The sequence below is a fragment of the Aliiruegeria sabulilitoris genome, assembly GCF_001558155.1.
In the GTDB taxonomy this organism is placed as follows: Bacteria; Pseudomonadota; Alphaproteobacteria; order Rhodobacterales; family Rhodobacteraceae; genus Tropicimonas; species Tropicimonas sabulilitoris.
Genome location: NZ_LOAS01000019.1, coordinates 98,802 through 114,100 on the forward strand (window position 1 = coordinate 98,802; position 15,299 = coordinate 114,100).

Annotated in this window: 9 protein-coding genes; 3 read left to right on the plus strand and 6 right to left on the minus strand. The window is 65.9% G+C overall.

Annotation, left to right across the window (positions count from 1 at the left end; all coding sequences use genetic code 11):
* Positions 1 to 7: 7 nt before the first annotated feature.
* The 5 genes from AX756_RS16325 to purU form a co-directional block, all read right to left on the minus strand.
* Positions 8 to 610, minus strand: a complete 603-nt coding sequence (locus tag AX756_RS16325) for a nitrous oxide reductase accessory protein NosL (protein WP_068313875.1) — start codon at positions 608 to 610, stop codon at positions 8 to 10.
* 156 nt (positions 611 to 766) lie between these two features.
* Positions 767 to 1,123, minus strand: a complete 357-nt coding sequence (locus AX756_RS16330; RefSeq protein WP_068313878.1) for a hypothetical protein — start codon at positions 1,121 to 1,123, stop codon at positions 767 to 769.
* Between the two features lie 134 nt (positions 1,124 to 1,257).
* Positions 1,258 to 4,626, minus strand: a complete 3,369-nt coding sequence (locus AX756_RS16335; RefSeq protein WP_068313880.1) for an efflux RND transporter permease subunit — start codon at positions 4,624 to 4,626, stop codon at positions 1,258 to 1,260.
* Positions 4,626 to 6,116, minus strand: a complete 1,491-nt coding sequence (locus AX756_RS16340) for an efflux RND transporter periplasmic adaptor subunit (protein WP_068313884.1) — start codon at positions 6,114 to 6,116, stop codon at positions 4,626 to 4,628. Before AX756_RS16340 ends, AX756_RS16335 begins: the two co-directional genes overlap by 1 nt.
* 177 nt (positions 6,117 to 6,293) lie before the next feature.
* Positions 6,294 to 7,178: a formyltetrahydrofolate deformylase gene (gene purU, locus AX756_RS16345; protein WP_068313887.1), complete on the minus strand. Its 885-nt coding sequence runs from the start codon at positions 7,176 to 7,178 to the stop codon at positions 6,294 to 6,296.
* Positions 7,179 to 7,507: 329 nt separating this feature from the next.
* On the opposite strand from purU, the gene AX756_RS16350 reads away from it, so the two are divergent.
* From AX756_RS16350 to AX756_RS16360, 3 genes are read left to right on the plus strand one after another with little or no spacing between them, the layout of a single operon-like run.
* The gene (locus AX756_RS16350; protein ID WP_068313986.1) at positions 7,508 to 10,855 is read left to right on the plus strand and encodes a transglutaminase family protein; all 3,348 of its coding nucleotides are present in this window, start codon (positions 7,508 to 7,510) and stop codon (positions 10,853 to 10,855) included.
* 14 nt (positions 10,856 to 10,869) lie between these two features.
* Positions 10,870 to 13,242, plus strand: a complete 2,373-nt coding sequence (locus tag AX756_RS16355) for a circularly permuted type 2 ATP-grasp protein (protein WP_068313890.1) — start codon at positions 10,870 to 10,872, stop codon at positions 13,240 to 13,242.
* An 11-nt stretch (positions 13,243 to 13,253) separates the two neighbouring features.
* Entirely contained in the window at positions 13,254 to 14,138 is an 885-nt protein-coding gene (locus AX756_RS16360; RefSeq protein ID WP_068313893.1) for a transglutaminase family protein, read from the plus strand.
* Positions 14,139 to 14,290: 152 nt separating this feature from the next.
* Here the strand turns inward: AX756_RS16360 and AX756_RS16365 are convergent, their stop codons facing one another.
* The gene (locus AX756_RS16365; RefSeq protein ID WP_068313896.1) at positions 14,291 to 15,289 is read right to left on the minus strand and encodes an ABC transporter ATP-binding protein; all 999 of its coding nucleotides are present in this window, start codon (positions 15,287 to 15,289) and stop codon (positions 14,291 to 14,293) included.
* Positions 15,290 to 15,299 lie beyond the last annotated feature (10 nt).

Consider the following 15,299-nt stretch of genomic DNA (forward strand, 5'->3'; position numbering starts at 1 on the left):
GAACGCGTCAGTTGGCGGCGCGGGCGCGGCGTTCTGCCCGGCGCTTGCGGATGGCGATCGTGTCTTCGGCCATGGAGGCGAAGGCGGCGCGCAACGCATCGTCGAAACCGACGATGGAGGTGCCCTCCGCCTCGGCTGCGGCGGCTTCGGCGGCGGCCTTGTCCGCATAGGCCCATTTCGAGACCTTGGTCATTGTGCCCATCTTGGCGGGGTTGATGACATAGGCCATCTCCGCCGTGTCCGCGAGCGGCTTCACCTCGCCCCCGGCGCCTGCATCGCCGGCATAGATCACGCGCGGGCCGCGATCCATGTTGAGCGACAGGCTGATCGCGGCGCAATGGATGGAACAGGTCGCATCCACCGTCTCGTCCTCATAATGGATCAGGTGGCGCGTATGGCTCCACTGCTGGCGCATCATTCCGCAATAGGGGCAACGGGGGTATTTCTCGAACTCGTTTTCCAGCGGGTTCGGATCTTCCTTGAGGAAACGGGCGAGCCCGTTCTCGTCGGTCCAGTCCCATGGGGTCTTCATTTTGGCCTGGGCCGAAGCCGTGCCGGCGGCGAGAACCGCACCGGAGGCGGTTGTGAGGATGAAATCACGACGTTTCATGTCTGTCTGTCCTGTTGGTTTTCTATCTGAATGCTCGCGCAGGTCGGTGGGATGCCGAAATGCCATGCCGAGCGTTTTGACCGCGGCTTGACCGGACGAACCGTCGCCACAGGAAGCGGCGAGCGGCCAATGTGGCAAGCTTGCGATGCGATGGTGTCAGATGGACAGGACTGGGGGCGCGCGGATCGAGATGGCACGCCCGGGACGCCGCGCGGGCACGTCGTCCCGGGCCGGGATGTGAAGCGACAGGGCGAGCGGCACGATGGCGAAATCGGGTGCGGTCGCGTTGGTGCTGTCGCCGAAATCCGCGACGGCGGCGCTTACGCAAACCGGGCAATCCTGCCCGTCACCGCCGAGATTGATGAGCGCAACGCCGTCCCCGCTGCAGATCTCCATGATCCCGAGGCCGGTGCCGGGGGGCGCCGTGCCAAGAGCCCGCGCCGCCGAGGCGCCGAGGTGATCGGCCGTAACGACCACCTGAAAGACCATCGTCACCAGCGCCAGAACACGCAAGAGCGTGTTTCCGGCGGGTCTGGTTCTCGGTCTTGTGGTCTCTTTGGTCACTTAAGCGGGCTTTTCGTCAGGTGGTGGCAGCAGGGCATGCCGCGGTTCGCGGATCAATGGGACACGTGGTCCGTTAACAGGGTCTAGGGCTTCGGCTTGCGGGTCGCGAGCCGAAGGATCAGCATGTAGCTCGCCGCGATGACGAAAGCTGCGAGGACAGAGAGGCTCAGCGCGGCCATCCCGGCGGGCAGGGCAGCGCCGCTCGTGGCAAGTAGCCGCGCGGCCAGCTCCTGCCCGGGCCAGAACAGCGCCAGGTTGACCGCCACGATCGTCGCGAGCGCGCCGAGCGTCAACGCCCGGATCGCGCCGGGGCCGTGCGGGGCGGAGAGCATCCGTCTCAGCGAACGCAGGGAGCGGGCCAGGTCGGACTGGATGACCATGAGCGCCGGCACCATCAGCAGCACGATGAAGAAGCCAACCGAGAGGCCGTAGACCAGCGTGACCACCGTTGGCTTGAGGAACAAGGACTGGCGGCTCTGCTCGAACATCAGCGGCGCGAGGCCTAGCACGGTGGTCAGCGTGGTCAACAGGATCGGGCGCAGCCGGTCCTTCGCCCCGGCAATCGCCGCCGCGCCGACACCCATCCGGCGGGCATAGTCCTGCACCGTTGTCACCAGCACGATGGCATCGTTGATGATGATCCCCGACATGCCGATCAGCCCGATGATGGTGAAAAGCGACATGGCCAGGCCGAATTGCGCATGCCCCCAGATCGTCCCGATCAGCCCGAAGGGGATGACGGCGAGCACGATCAGCGGCTGGAACCAGCTTCCGAACACCCAGCCCAGCACGAGGTAGATCCCGAGGATGCAGAGCATGAACCCCATCATCGCCTCGCCGAGGAAATCCTGCTCCTGCATCGAGAGCCCGCCAAGTTCCCAGTCGAGGTCATGCCGCGCCGCGATCTCCGGCAGGATGCTGTCGCGGAGCGCGGCGCCGATCTCGGCGGCGCGTTCGGGGCTGTCTTCGGCCAGGCTGCCAGTGATGGTCACCAGCCGGCGTCCGTTCTCCCGGTTCACGGTGGAGAAAGCGGGCGCGCTGGTGGTGGTGACGATCGCGCTCAGCGGCACCCATTCGCCGCTCGGCGTCCGCATGCGCGTGGAGAGCAGAAAGTCGCCCGTCTGTTCCGCCTCGGGCAGGCGCACGGTGATCTCGGTGGTGCGGGTGCCGGCCGGGAATTCGGCCGCCGTCACGCCGTTCAGCCGGGCGAACAGCTCGGCCCCGATGGCGTCGGTGGTGAAGCCGAGCATTTCGCCCAGCGGCGTCAGCTTGAGCACCATGTCTTCCTTGCCGAGCGGCAGGCTGTCCTGCAGGCCGGTGACCTCCGGGTACTCCCCGAGCGCGGCGAAAAGCGCCTCGGCGGCGGTTTTCAGGGCAAAGGAGTCGGTCCCGTAGAAATTCACGGCCAGCGAGTCGCCGCCCGGCCCTGCCCCCTGGCTGCGGAAGGAGAGCAGGGCCAGCCCGGCAGGGCGCGCGACCTCCTGTTGCAGCGCGCGGACGAATTCCTGGGCCGAGAAGTCGCGCCGGTCAGCACCGACAAGGCCGATATCGATGGAGCCGAGCGTGTCGGGATCCATCGTCGACTCGCCCGGGATGCCCTTGGCGGCCGTACCGCCGACCTGCGTCAGCGAATGCACGACAGGCGAGCTGCCATCCACGGCGGTCAGCTCTTCGGCCACGGCGGCAACAGCCCGGTCCAGCTCGCGGGCCATGGCGCGGGCATCCTCGCGGGTGGCGCCCGGCAGGAAGGCAAAGTTGCCGGTGACCGAGCCGCGCTCCGGGGCGGTGAAAAAGGCCCATGGCACGTCGCCGCGCAGAACCGAGGAGAAGGACACGGCGAGAAGCAGCAACATGGCCGACACCACGAGGTAGCGCAGGCGGATGACCCATTGCATGAGGGGCGCGAAGAGGGTTTCGGTCATCCAGTTGAAACCGCGGTTGAACTGTGTCGACGGCCAGTCATACCAGCGCCGCCTCGAGCCAGCCTCCAGCGCGTGGCGCATGTGGTTGGGCAGGATGACGAAGCTCTCGACCAGCGACGCGATCAGAACCGCCGCCACCACGAAGGGGATGTCCGCGATCAGCCGGCCGAAGCCACCGCCGACGAAGAGCAGCCCGACAAAGGCCAGTACGGTGGTGATGGTGGAACTGAAGACCGGCCCGAGCATCCGCCGGACGGCGTTGACCGGGGCGAGGGCAGGGCTCTCGCCCAGTCTGCGGTGGCGGTAGTCGGCATGTTCGGCCACGACGATGGCGTCATCGACCACGATGCCGAGCGTGATGATCAGCGCGAAGAGCGACATCATGTTGATGGTCAGCCCCGCAGCATACATCACGGCGATGGCCGCGAGCATGGAGACGGGGATGCCCATCGCCACCCAGAAGGCCGTGCGGGCCGACAGGAACAGAAACAGCGTTATCAGCACCAGCGCGAGGCCCGACAGGCCGTTCTCGATCAGGATGTCGAGCCGATCCGTGATGTCCTGCGCGCGGGTGTTGATCAGGTGGATCTGCACGCCCTCGGGCAGCTCTTCGCGCATCTCGTCGGCAAGCGCGCGTACGGTGGCCTCCATCTTGATCGCGTCGCCCTCGGGGGAGCGGTCCACCCGGACCAGCACCGCCGGGTCTTCACCGATGAAATAGGCGCGCCCGGCATCCGCGCCGGTCACGCTCACCCGACCGACATTGCGCAGGTAGAGCTTGGAGCCATCGGGGTTCACCCGCACGACAAGGTTGCGGATCGCATCGGCATCGCGGGTCTCGTCGCCGGCACGCAGGCGCACCGAGCCGCCTGACACCTCGCCGGCCGGACGGGTATCGACCTCGCCCGCGATCGCCTCGGCTATTTCCTGCATCGAGATATCATGGCGGATGCGCGACACTTCCGGCACGTCGACCTCGATCTGCGGCGCTGCGACGCCGGAAATGTCGGCGCGCGTGATCCCCTCGCGGTAGAGGCGCGAGACGAACTCATCGCCAATCCGCCCGAGCTGGTCCGGCGCGATCGGCCCCCAGAGGACAACCTCCGTCACCTTGTCCCGCCATGTGCCACGGCGCACGACCGGCTCCTCGGCGCTCTCGGGGAGCGTCTTGATGCCATCCACGGCGGCCTTCGCCTCTTCGGTGGCGCGCGCCATGTCCCAGCCGGGTTCCAGCAGCAGCGTGACCGTGGTCGAGCCGTCCTTGGAAACGGCGGTGGATTCGGACACCCCCTCGACACCCTGCAGGGCCGGCTCCAGCAGCGCCACGACGGAACGGTCCAGCTCCTCCGGGCCCGCGCCGTCCCAATCGACCGTTACCGTGACCGTGTCGATCACCACGTCGGGAAAGAACTGCGAGCGGATCTTGGTGGTGGCCACGAGGCCGAGGACCAGCATCACCACCATGACGAAACTCGCCGCCGTGTTGTGGCGGGTGAAATAGCCCAAGGGGCCGTTCGATTGCCCGACCATCACTGGCTCTCCGCGATCTTGGCTTCGAATCTCTCGACCGTGGCACGGGGCACTTCGGGCTGCGCCAGTTCGGCCAGCCATTGTTCCCGCTTCTCGGGCTTCATCTGGTCGCTTGCCTCGATGAAGGCGACGATCGCGGCGCGGCGTGTGTCATCCAGCGCGATCATGTCGGGCTCGGGCGCGGGGGGCGGGGCACTGGCGGCGGCTGCGCCCTCGGGTTTCGGCTCCACCGGCGTGACCATGATGCCCGGGCCAAGCTGCAGCGCGCGGATCGTGACGAATTGCCGTCCGAAGGGAACATCGCCGACGATGACCGTGTCGCCCTGGTGACGGAGCAGTTGCGCCTGGTGGTCCTCCAGCCGGTTGCTCTCGCCGATCAGCAGGATCTTTCCATCCGTGGTCACGGCCGTGGCCGGGATGCGCGCCACGCCATCGAGCGGGCGTTCCGGGATGCGCAGGGTCACGAAATCGCCCTGTTGGACAAAATTCGGGTCCGGATCGACCAGCCGCGCATAGACAAGGCGGCCAATCTGCCCTTCGTCACGTTCAGCCCCCGCCCGGTCCAGTTTCGCGGGTAGCACGGTGGTGGCGCGCCCGCGTGGGACCAGCACCTCGACATCGGCCTTGCGCAACTGTCCCTGGTCGTTCAGCAGGCGGGCATACTGGTTGTTCGTCACCCGGAAGGCCACTTCGAGTTCTCCGGTGTCGATCAGCGCCCCCAGCTGTTCGTTCGCGGAAACGAGCCGGCCCTCGATCGCCGTGACATCGCTCACCACGCCGGCAAAGGGCGCGCGGTGCACCGCTTCCGCGAGGTCGCGCCGCGCCTCGTCGAGCGCGATGGTCTTGCGGCGCAGGGTGATCGCGGCCTGTGCCAGCCGCGCCTCGTCTCCGGCCACGACCTGTTGGCGGTTCAGCAAGGTCTGGTTCGCAGCCGCCCTGGCCAGAGTCGCGGCCTCCAGGTCGGCTTCCGTCGCCACGCCGCGCTCGCGCAGCCCTTCCTGGCGCGTGGCGGCCTGCTGACGGAGGTCCAGTTGTTCCTTCGAAGCCTCCGCTTCGAGCCGCGCAAGCTCCAGCGCCGAGGCCGCTTCGGCCAGCGTCGCCTCGGCTTCGGCGACATCGGTTTCGGCCAGCGCCACGGCGGTTTCGAGCCGTGCGGGATCGATGGCGAACAGCACGTCGCCCGCTGCGACCACGCCGCCATCGCGGAAATTCTCCGACAGCGACACGAGTTTTCCGCCAACGGCCGCCCTCAACTCCAGGGTCCGTCCGCTCTCAAGGTGCCCATATGCGGTTATGATAGGGGAGACCGTCTCGGGCTGAAGCGTTGCCACGGTGACGGAATAGGCGCGTTCCCGGGGTTGCTTCGTCTTGCTGGCGGCGCCGACACGGTCCTGCCAGGCCTCGTTGAGAATTCCGGCTGCCGAAAACAGAAGCGCCAGTGAGACGCCGCCAATAGCCATGCCAAAGCCGGCGCGGGCAAGTGTTCCCATAACATACGTCCATGCGAATATGTTTATTTGTTCGCGCGGATCCGATCATAAAGCGTCTCACCGGTCAATGATGATGCTGTTTCCACCCCATACTGGGCGCATTTGCCGCCAGAGGCAGACGCCGCGAAGCGGCGCCATCGCCGCTCGGCCTCCGGCCGGCGGCGAGCGCCCTTCGGGTCAACCCATCCGCTCGGATTTGTAGCTGCCGGGCGAGGCCGGGAAGACCACCGTCTTGTTGCCGTTGAGGAAAACCCGGTGGTGGATATGGGCGTGGACCGCGCGACTGAGAACGAGGCTCTCCACGTCGCGGCCGAGCGAGACATAATCCCCGGCCGACTGTGCATGGGTGACCCGCACGATATCCTGCTCGATGATCGGGCCTTCATCGAGATCGGCGGTCACGTAATGCGAGGTCGCCCCGATGAATTTCACGCCACGCTCATAGGCCTGCTTGTAGGGGTTCGCCCCTTTGAAGGAGGGCAGGAAGGAGTGGTGGATATTGATGATCCGGCCAGACATCTGCTGGCACATCCGGTCTGACAACACCTGCATGTAGCGCGCCAGCACGATCAACTCGGCGCCCGACTCCTCGACTATCGCCATCTGCTGCGCCTCGGCCTGCGGCTTGTTCTCCTTCGTCACCTTGATGCAGTGGAAGGGGATGTCATGGTTCACCACGACCTTCTGGTAGTCCATGTGGTTCGAGATCACGCCGACAATGTCGATCGGCAGCGCGCCGATCCGCCAGCGGTAGAGCAGGTCGTTCAGGCAATGGCCGAATCGCGAGACCATGATGATGACCTTCATCTTCTCGCTGGCATCATGGAAGGCATGTTCCATGCCGAACCGCTCGATCACGGGCAGGAAGGCCGCCTGCAGCTCTTCCATGGTGGCGCCCTTCTCGCTGTCGAACGACACCCGCATGAAGAAATTCTCCGTCTGCATGTCGTCGAACTGATGCGCATCGAGGATGTTGCACCCGTTCTCGGCCAGGAAGGTCGAGATGGCGGCGACGATCCCGCGGGCGGACGGGCATTTTACGGTCAGTGCGAAACGCGACATGGGAAGGCTCTCCGGGAAAGGACTGCTCGGTTGCGCTATCAATGCCGCGATGCAGAAAGGCCCGAAAGCGAAAATGCGCTGTCTTTCGCACGAAAAGCGACGCAAGCATGTCTCAGCCCGGAACGGCTGTTTCCGATCCGCGCCCGCAGGGCACGTTTTGGGGCGGATCGCCGGTGGGGCGGGTCTGTTTTAATTTTGCCACAAAAATGGGCGACCCATTCCGGGTGCCTCCGGAAAGGCCGCGAAAATCACCGATTTCGGCGAATCCCGCTCGCATGGCCGGCGCGGCTGTGTTTGCACTGGACCAAAGTCGACCGCATGGAGCGAAAATGAGCATCAAGGCCGCAATTCACCACCTGACACATTACAAGTACGACCGGCCCGTCACGCTGGGTCCCCAGATTATCCGCCTGCGCCCTGCGCCGCATTCCCGCACCCGGGTAATTTCCCACTCGCTCAAGGTCTCGCCCAGCGAGCATTTCGTGAACCACCAGCAGGACCCCTACGGCAACTGGATGGCGCGCTTTGTCTTCCCCGAGCCCGTCCGGGAGTTGAAGATCGAGGTCGACCTGGTTGCCGACATGACGGTCTACAACCCGTTCGACTTCTTCGTCGAGGAACGGGCCGAGCATCTGCCCTTCGACTATCCCGAGGAGCTGACCGAAGACCTCACGATCTATCTCAAGCCGGAAAAGGCGGGGCCGCGCCTGCGCCGTCTGCTCTCCAGCATTGAGTTCAACCCCGAGGAGACCACGGTCGATTTCCTCGTCGGACTGAACATGCGGCTGGAGAAGATGATCGACTACGTCATCCGCATGGAGCCGGGCGTGCAGACGCCGGAGGAAACGCTGGCCTTCGCCAAGGGCTCCTGCCGCGACACTTCCTGGCTGCTGGTCAATGTCCTGCGTCACCTGGGCATCGCGGCGCGTTTCGTCTCCGGCTACCTGATCCAGCTTGAGCCGGACCTGAAGGCGCTCGACGGCCCCTCGGGCACCGATCACGACTTCACCGACCTTCACGCCTGGTGCGAGGCCTATATCCCCGGCGCGGGCTGGATCGGGCTGGACCCGACGAGCGGTTTGCTGACGGGCGAGAGCCACATTCCGCTGGCCGCCACACCGCATTACCGTAACGCGGCCCCGATCACGGGCCTGGCCAGCGATGCCAAGGTCGAGTTCGATTTCGACATGACCGTGACCCGCGTGGCCGAGCATCCGCGCATCACCAAGCCGTTCCCGCAGGATAGCTGGGAGAAGCTGGACAAGCTCGGCAAGGAGGTGGACCGCCAGTTGGAAGAGGGCGACGTGCGGCTCACCATGGGCGGCGAGCCGACCTTTGTGTCCATCGACGATTACGAGAGCGACGAGTGGAACACCGCTGCCGTCGGCCCGATGAAGCGCGGGCTGGCCGATGACCTGATCCGGCGGCTGCGCAAGCGGTTCGCGCCCGGCGGCTTCCTGCATTACGGGCAGGGCAAGTGGTATCCGGGCGAGACGTTGCCGCGCTGGACTTTCTCGCTCTACTGGCGCCGTGACGGGCAACCGATCTGGCGCAACCCGGAGCTGATCGCCAAGGAAAAGCAGGATACCAAGGTCGGACCGGAACAGGCCGAGGCCGTGCTGCGCCATATCGCCGAGAGCATCGAGGTCGATCCCGATCACGTGCAGCCGGCCTATGAGGACCCGGCGGAGTGGATCCTGCGGGAGGCCAACCTTCCCGACAACGTGAGTCCGGACAATTCCAAGCTGAAGGATGCCGAGGCGCGCCATCGCATCGCGCGCGTCTTCGAGCGCGGGCTGACGAAACCTTCGGGCATGGTGCTGCCGGTGCAACGCTGGCAGACCAAGGCCCATGGCGGATGGATCTCCGAGCTTTGGCGTACAAGGCGCGGGAAACTTTACCTTATTCCCGGCGATAGCCCGGTCGGCTACCGCCTGCCGCTGGAGGCCTTGCCGCATATTTCCGCGGGCAGCTACCCGTTCCATTTCCCGCCCGATCCGGCCAATCAGGAGGGCGACCTGCCGGTCTACGAGATCGAAGGCCGCGAGCGCGAGCCGGGAGAGCCGGACGTGACGCCGGGGCACCGGCAGCAGGGCACCTTCACCGCCGGCGCACCCGCCCAGGAGCGCAACGCGATGGATGCTCTCTCGGGCGGTGTCGTGCGCACCGCGATGGCGATCGAGCCGCGCGACGGGCGGCTTTGCATCTTCATGCCGCCCACCGAGCGGATCGAGGATTACCTCGAACTGGTCGCGGCGGCCGAGCAGGCGGCGGAGGATCTTCAGATCCCGGTCCATATCGAGGGCTACGCGCCGCCCAACGATCCGCGTATCAACGTGATCCGCGTCGCTCCCGATCCGGGCGTTGTCGAGGTCAATATCCACCCCGCCCATAGCTGGGAGGATTGCAAGGCGATCACCGAGGCCGTCTATGACGAGGCGCGCCAGTGTCGCCTCGGCGCCGACAAGTTCATGATCGACGGGCGCCATTGCGGTACCGGTGGCGGCAACCACGTGGTCGTCGGCGGCTCCACGCCGCTGGACAGCCCCTTCCTGCGCCGTCCGGATCTGCTCAAGAGCCTGCTGCTGCATTGGCAGCGGCATCCCTCGCTGTCCTACCTTTTCGCGGGCATGTTCATCGGCCCGACTAGTCAGGCGCCGCGCATCGACGAGGCCCGCCATGACAGCCTCTACGAGCTGGAAATCGCGCTGGACCAGATCCACCCGCCGGGTCATGGCGATGTGCCGATGCCGTGGCTCACCGACCGGCTGCTGCGCAATATCCTGATCGATGTGACGGGCAACACGCACCGCGCCGAGATCTGCATCGACAAGCTCTATTCGCCCGACGGCCCCACCGGCCGGCTTGGCCTGATCGAGTTCCGCGGCTTCGAGATGCCGCCCGATCCGCGCATGTCGCTGGCCCAGCAATTGCTGATCCGCGCACTGATCGCACGGATGTGGCAGAACCCGGTGCACGGGGCGCCGATCCGGTGGGGCACGCGCCTGCATGACCGGTTCATGCTGCCGCATTTCATCTGGGAAGACTTCCTCGACGTCCTGCGCGACCTGAAGGATCACGGCTTCGAGATGGATCCCGGCTGGTTCAAGGCGCAGGCCGAGTTCCGTTTCCCCTTCTGTGGCGAGGTCGAGGCCGAAGGCGTGCATCTGGAGCTGCGTCAGGCGCTGGAGCCGTGGCATGTGCTGGGCGAGACCGGCGCCATCGGCGGCACGGTGCGCTACACCGACAGCTCGGTGGAGCGGCTGCAGGCGCAGCTGACCACGACCGATCCGGAGCGCTACGCGGTGACCTGCAACGGGCGTCGCCTGCCGCTTCAGGCCACCGGCACCAGCGGGGTCTCCGTGGCCGGTCTTCGGTTCAAGGCATGGCAGCCGCCCGAGGCGCTGCACCCGGTCCTGCCGGTCAATGCGCCTCTCACCTTCGACATCTTCGATACTTGGACGGGCAGGGCGCTTGCGGGCTGTACCTATCACGTGGCCCATCCCGGCGGGCGCAATTACGAGACCTTCCCGGTGAATGGCAACGAGGCCCAGGCACGCCGCCTGGCGCGGTTCGAGCCGCATGGGCACAAGGGCGGTGCCTACTTGCCCCCGGCCGAATTGCCCCATAGGGAATTCCCGATGACGCTCGATCTGAGGAGAGCGCCGGGAATCTAGGGACCAGGGGGCGGATGCAGTCACAGTCACAGGGCGAGGGTCCGCTCGATGAATTCCTGTCTGGCTACGTGCCGCAGGAGGGGGTGCCGGACGAGCTTCTGGGGCCGGATGGCGAGGTGCGCCCTGTCTGGGCGGGCTTCGTCAAGCGGCTGGCCGCGATGCCCGAAGGGCGGCTCGCCGAGCGCATCGCGCATGGCGACCGCTACCTGCGCGATGCGGGGGTCTATTTCCGACGTTACGGTCCGGAGGATCCGACGAACCGCGACTGGCCGCTGAGCCATGTGCCGCTGCTGATCGCCGAGGATGAGTGGGACGAAATCGCCGCCGGCCTGATCGAGCGGGCCGAGCTTCTGGAGAAGCTCGCGGCCGATCTTTACGGCGAGAACCGGCTGGTGGCGGAAGGTCACCTGCCGGCCTCGTTGATCGCGGAGAGCCCGGAATGGCTGCACCCGCTCGTCGGTGTGAAACCGCGCGAAGGGCATTTCCTCGACTTCATCGCCTTTGACATCGGGCGCGGGCCGAACGGCAAGTGGTGGGTGTTGTGCGACCGCACGCAGGCGCCCTCGGGCGCGGGCTTCGCACTGGAAAACCGGATTGCCACGACACGCGTCTATTCGGACATTTTCGTCGGCGCCAACGTGACACGTCTCTCCGGTTTTTTTCGCAAGTTCCGCGATCGTCTGATGGATCTGCGACCCGGCCACCAGGGGCGGGTCGGTATCCTGACGCCGGGACCGATGAACGCGACCTATTTCGAACACGCCTATATCGCGCGCTATCTCGGCTTCACGCTGCTGGAAGGCGACGATCTGACGGTTCAGAATGGCGAGCTGATGATCCGGACGATCGACGGGTTGCAGCCGATCTCGGTCCTTTGGCGGCGGCTGGACGCGCAATGGTCCGACCCGCTGGAGCTGAACGAGGGCTCGCAGCTGGGCACGCCGGGGCTGCTGGGGGCGATCCGGTCGGGCAATGTCTCCATGGTCAACGCGCTTGGCACGGGCGTTCTGGAGACGCGCGCGTTGATGGCCTTCCTGCCGCGCCTGAGCGAGTTGCTCGACGGACGTCCGCTGCGGATGCCGAATGTCGCCACATGGTGGTGCGGCCAGGAGAGCGAGCGGGCGCATGTGCGCGCGAACTCAAGCGGGATGCTCTTCAGTTCGTCCTGGGCGACGGGGCTGGCCCACGAAACGGACGGGGTGACACCGCCGCCCTCGGCACTGGATGCCTGGATCGAACGGCGAGGCGCGTCGCTGGTGGCGCAGGAGCAGGTGCATCTCTCCACCGCGCCGGCGCTGATCGACGGCAAGCTCGTGCCGCGCCCGATGACGTTGCGCGTCTTCCTCGCACGCACCGAGAAGGGTTGGACCGCCATGCCGGGCGGGTTCGCGCGGATCGGAAGTTCGGAAGACAGCTCGGCCATTGCCATGCAGGAAGGCGGGCAGGTGGCCGATGTCTGGGTGATCAGCCGGCAAACGGAGCTTTCCGACACGCTGGCCGATACGGTTGGAAAGTTCGAGCGCACTCCGCCCGGCGCCTTGCCAAGCCGCGCGGCCGATAACCTTTTCTGGCTCGGGCGCTATGTCGAGCGGTCCGAACATATTGTCCGGGTGCTCAGGGCGCATCATGCGCGGCTGGCCGAGAGCGAGATGCCGGATGCGCCGCTTCCACTCTTCGCGGCGCGCTATCTCGAAAACCTCGGCTGCTCCAGCGTGGAAGCGGTGCCCAGCGAGCTGGTCGATTCCGTATCGGCGGCGCTGAATTCGGCCGGGAAGGTGGCCGACCGGTTCTCGGTCGACGGAACCCTGGCGCTGGTGGACCTGACGCGGACGGTGTGCGAGTTCGCCGAACGCGTGCAGCCGGGCGACGATGCCGCGAGCGCGATGAGCGTGCTGATCCGAAAGCTCAACGGCTTCTCGGGCCTTGTGCATGACAACATGTACCGTTTTGCCGGATGGCGCTTCCTGTCGATCGGGCGCGCGGTGGAGCGGGCGGTGACCATGACGAAATGTCTTGCGGATTTCGCCGACCCGTCGGCGCCCGCCGGCGCGCTGGACATGGCGGTGGAGATCGCCGACAGCGTGATGACCCACCACCGGCGCTACACGGTGGCCACGAGCCGGGCCACGGTGATCGACCTTCTGGCGCTGGACGAGCTGAACCCGCGCTCGATCCTGTGCCAGCTCGGCGATATCGAGGAGCACCTGTCGCACCTGCCGGGCACGGGGCAGCACCGGCAGATGACGCCGCTGACCCGGGCGGTTCTGCGTGCGCGCACGGATCTGGCGCTGCAATTGCCGGAGACGGTCGGCAGGAATGATCTTGAGCGGTTGGTGGACGACCTGTCCGGCATTTCCGACCAGCTCACGCTGGCCTATCTGAGCTGAGGGGGGGGGACATGCAATACGATATCCGCATGAGCGTGACCTATCATTACCCGGTGGCGGCGACTGCGGGGCGGCACCTGTTGCGCCTGATGCCGTCGTCGATCCCCGGCGAACAGCGGCTGGACTCCAGTCGCCTCCTCGTGGAGCCGGACCCGGTGGAGTGGCGCCAGAGCGTCGACTTTTTCGGAAACCGGACGGATGAAGTGGCGCTGGACAGCCCGCATACCGAAAGCCGGTTCGAGATGTCCTGCCGGGTCGAACGGATGGTGGGGGGACAGAAGATCGACATCTCCCCGCGCCCCGAGGACCTGCCGCGGGAAATCGCGGCGCAAGCCACGCTCGCTTCGGAAGCGCCGCATCATTTTCTCGGCAACAGCCCGCGCATCACGCTCCATCCAGCCATGACCACCTATGGGCAGAAGGCCGCGCGCGGAGCGGAATCGGTGCTGGAAATGTTCCACAGCCTCGGCCGCGCCATCAATGCGGACTTCACCTTTGATCCGACGGCGACCGAGGTTGACACGCCGGCCATCGACGCGTTCGAGCGGCGCGAGGGGGTGTGCCAGGATTTCACCCATGTGATGATCTCCTGCCTGCGCGGGATGGGCATTCCGGCCGGCTATGTCAGCGGCTTCCTGCGAACCGTTCCGCCCGAGGGGCAGCCGCGTCTCGAAGGGGCCGATGCCATGCATGCCTGGGTGCGCGCCTGGTGCGGGGAGCGGATCGGCTGGGTCGAATACGACCCGACCAACGCGCTCGACGTCGCCAATGACCACGTGGTGATCGCCCGTGGACGGGACTATTCCGACGTGGCGCCGGTCAAGGGCGTGATGCGCATTGCCGGTGGGCAGCAGACGACGCAATCGGTGGATGTGATCCCGCTGGGCGATAGCTGAGCGCGAAGCGAAAGCGTCCTGCGCCGGCCGTCATGACGGCTGAAGCGCTTGGTGCAGCCTAGACCGGTTCCCTGCGTTCTTGCTTCCGGCATGAGCCTTAACATCGGTTAAGGTTAATGCCCTGAAATGTTGTCTTTGCTTTCGTGCTTCGCTCAGGAGATCCGGGCACCGTTGGCATCGAAGCTGAAGCTGTCGGTGTCGTCGAAATCGATCCCCACCACCGTATCGGCTTCTACGTCATGCTGCCGGAAGAGGCGGACCGTCACGACGTGGCCATCGCCCAGGTCGACCAGAACATTGGTATCGCCCCCGAGCTTTTCGACATGGGTAACCTTGCCGGAGGCGCGCCCCGCGCCGTCGAGCTGGATATGTTCGGGTCGAATGCCGATGGTGAGGCCCGCCGCGCCGCCAATCCGTTCCGCCGGCAGGAAATTCATCGACGGCGCCCCGAGAAAACCGGCGACGAACTGGTTTGCAGGGTTGTTGTAGAGCTCCATCGGCGAGCCGACCTGCTCCACGCGGCCATCGCGCAGCACAACGATCTTGTCTGCCAGCGTCATCGCCTCGGTCTGGTCATGAGTGACATAGACCATCGAGGCGTGGAGCTGCCGGTGCAGACGGGCGATCTCGATCCGCGTGTTCATCCGGAGCGCGGCATCGAGGTTGGAGAGCGGCTCGTCGAACAGGAACAGCTTGGGTTCACGCACGATGGCACGGCCGATGGCGACCCGTTGCCGCTGGCCGCCCGACAACTCCGACGGGCGGCGGGCAAGGTAGTCCTCCAGCGAGAGCATCCGGCTGGCGATTGCAACCCGTTCCGCGATCAGCGCCTTGGATTGCCCCTCCTGTTTCAGCGCCAGCGCCATGTTCCCCTCGACCGTCAGGTGCGGGTAGAGCGCATAGGACTGGAAGACCATGGCGATGCCGCGCTTTGCCGGCGGCACCTGGTTGACGATCTCGCCGCCGATCTCGACCGTCCCTTGCGTGGCATCTTCCAGCCCGGCGATCACTCGCAGAAGCGTGGACTTGCCGCAGCCAGACGGGCCGACAAAGACGACGAACTCGCCTTCCTCGACTTCGAGGTCGATATTGCGGAGCACCTCGGTCTTGCCAAAGGACTTGCAGACATTGGTGAGTTTCAGGGCGGTCATCGGCGTTTCC

Bases quoted from the DNA above. Each gene is read 5' to 3' on its own strand.
- purU (WP_068313887.1), bottom strand. From the start codon at position 7,178: ATGTCGCGTTTCGCACTGACCGTAAAATGCCCGTCCGCCCGCGGGATC.
- AX756_RS16350 (WP_068313986.1), top strand. From the start codon at position 7,508: ATGAGCATCAAGGCCGCAATTCACCACCTGACACATTACAAGTACGAC.
- AX756_RS16355 (WP_068313890.1), top strand. From the start codon at position 10,870: ATGCAGTCACAGTCACAGGGCGAGGGTCCGCTCGATGAATTCCTGTCT.
- AX756_RS16340 (WP_068313884.1), bottom strand. From the start codon at position 6,116: ATGGGAACACTTGCCCGCGCCGGCTTTGGCATGGCTATTGGCGGCGTC.
- AX756_RS16335 (WP_068313880.1), bottom strand. From the start codon at position 4,626: ATGGTCGGGCAATCGAACGGCCCCTTGGGCTATTTCACCCGCCACAAC.
- AX756_RS16360 (WP_068313893.1), top strand. From the start codon at position 13,254: ATGCAATACGATATCCGCATGAGCGTGACCTATCATTACCCGGTGGCG.
- AX756_RS16325 (WP_068313875.1), bottom strand. From the start codon at position 610: ATGAAACGTCGTGATTTCATCCTCACAACCGCCTCCGGTGCGGTTCTC.
- AX756_RS16365 (WP_068313896.1), bottom strand. From the start codon at position 15,289: ATGACCGCCCTGAAACTCACCAATGTCTGCAAGTCCTTTGGCAAGACC.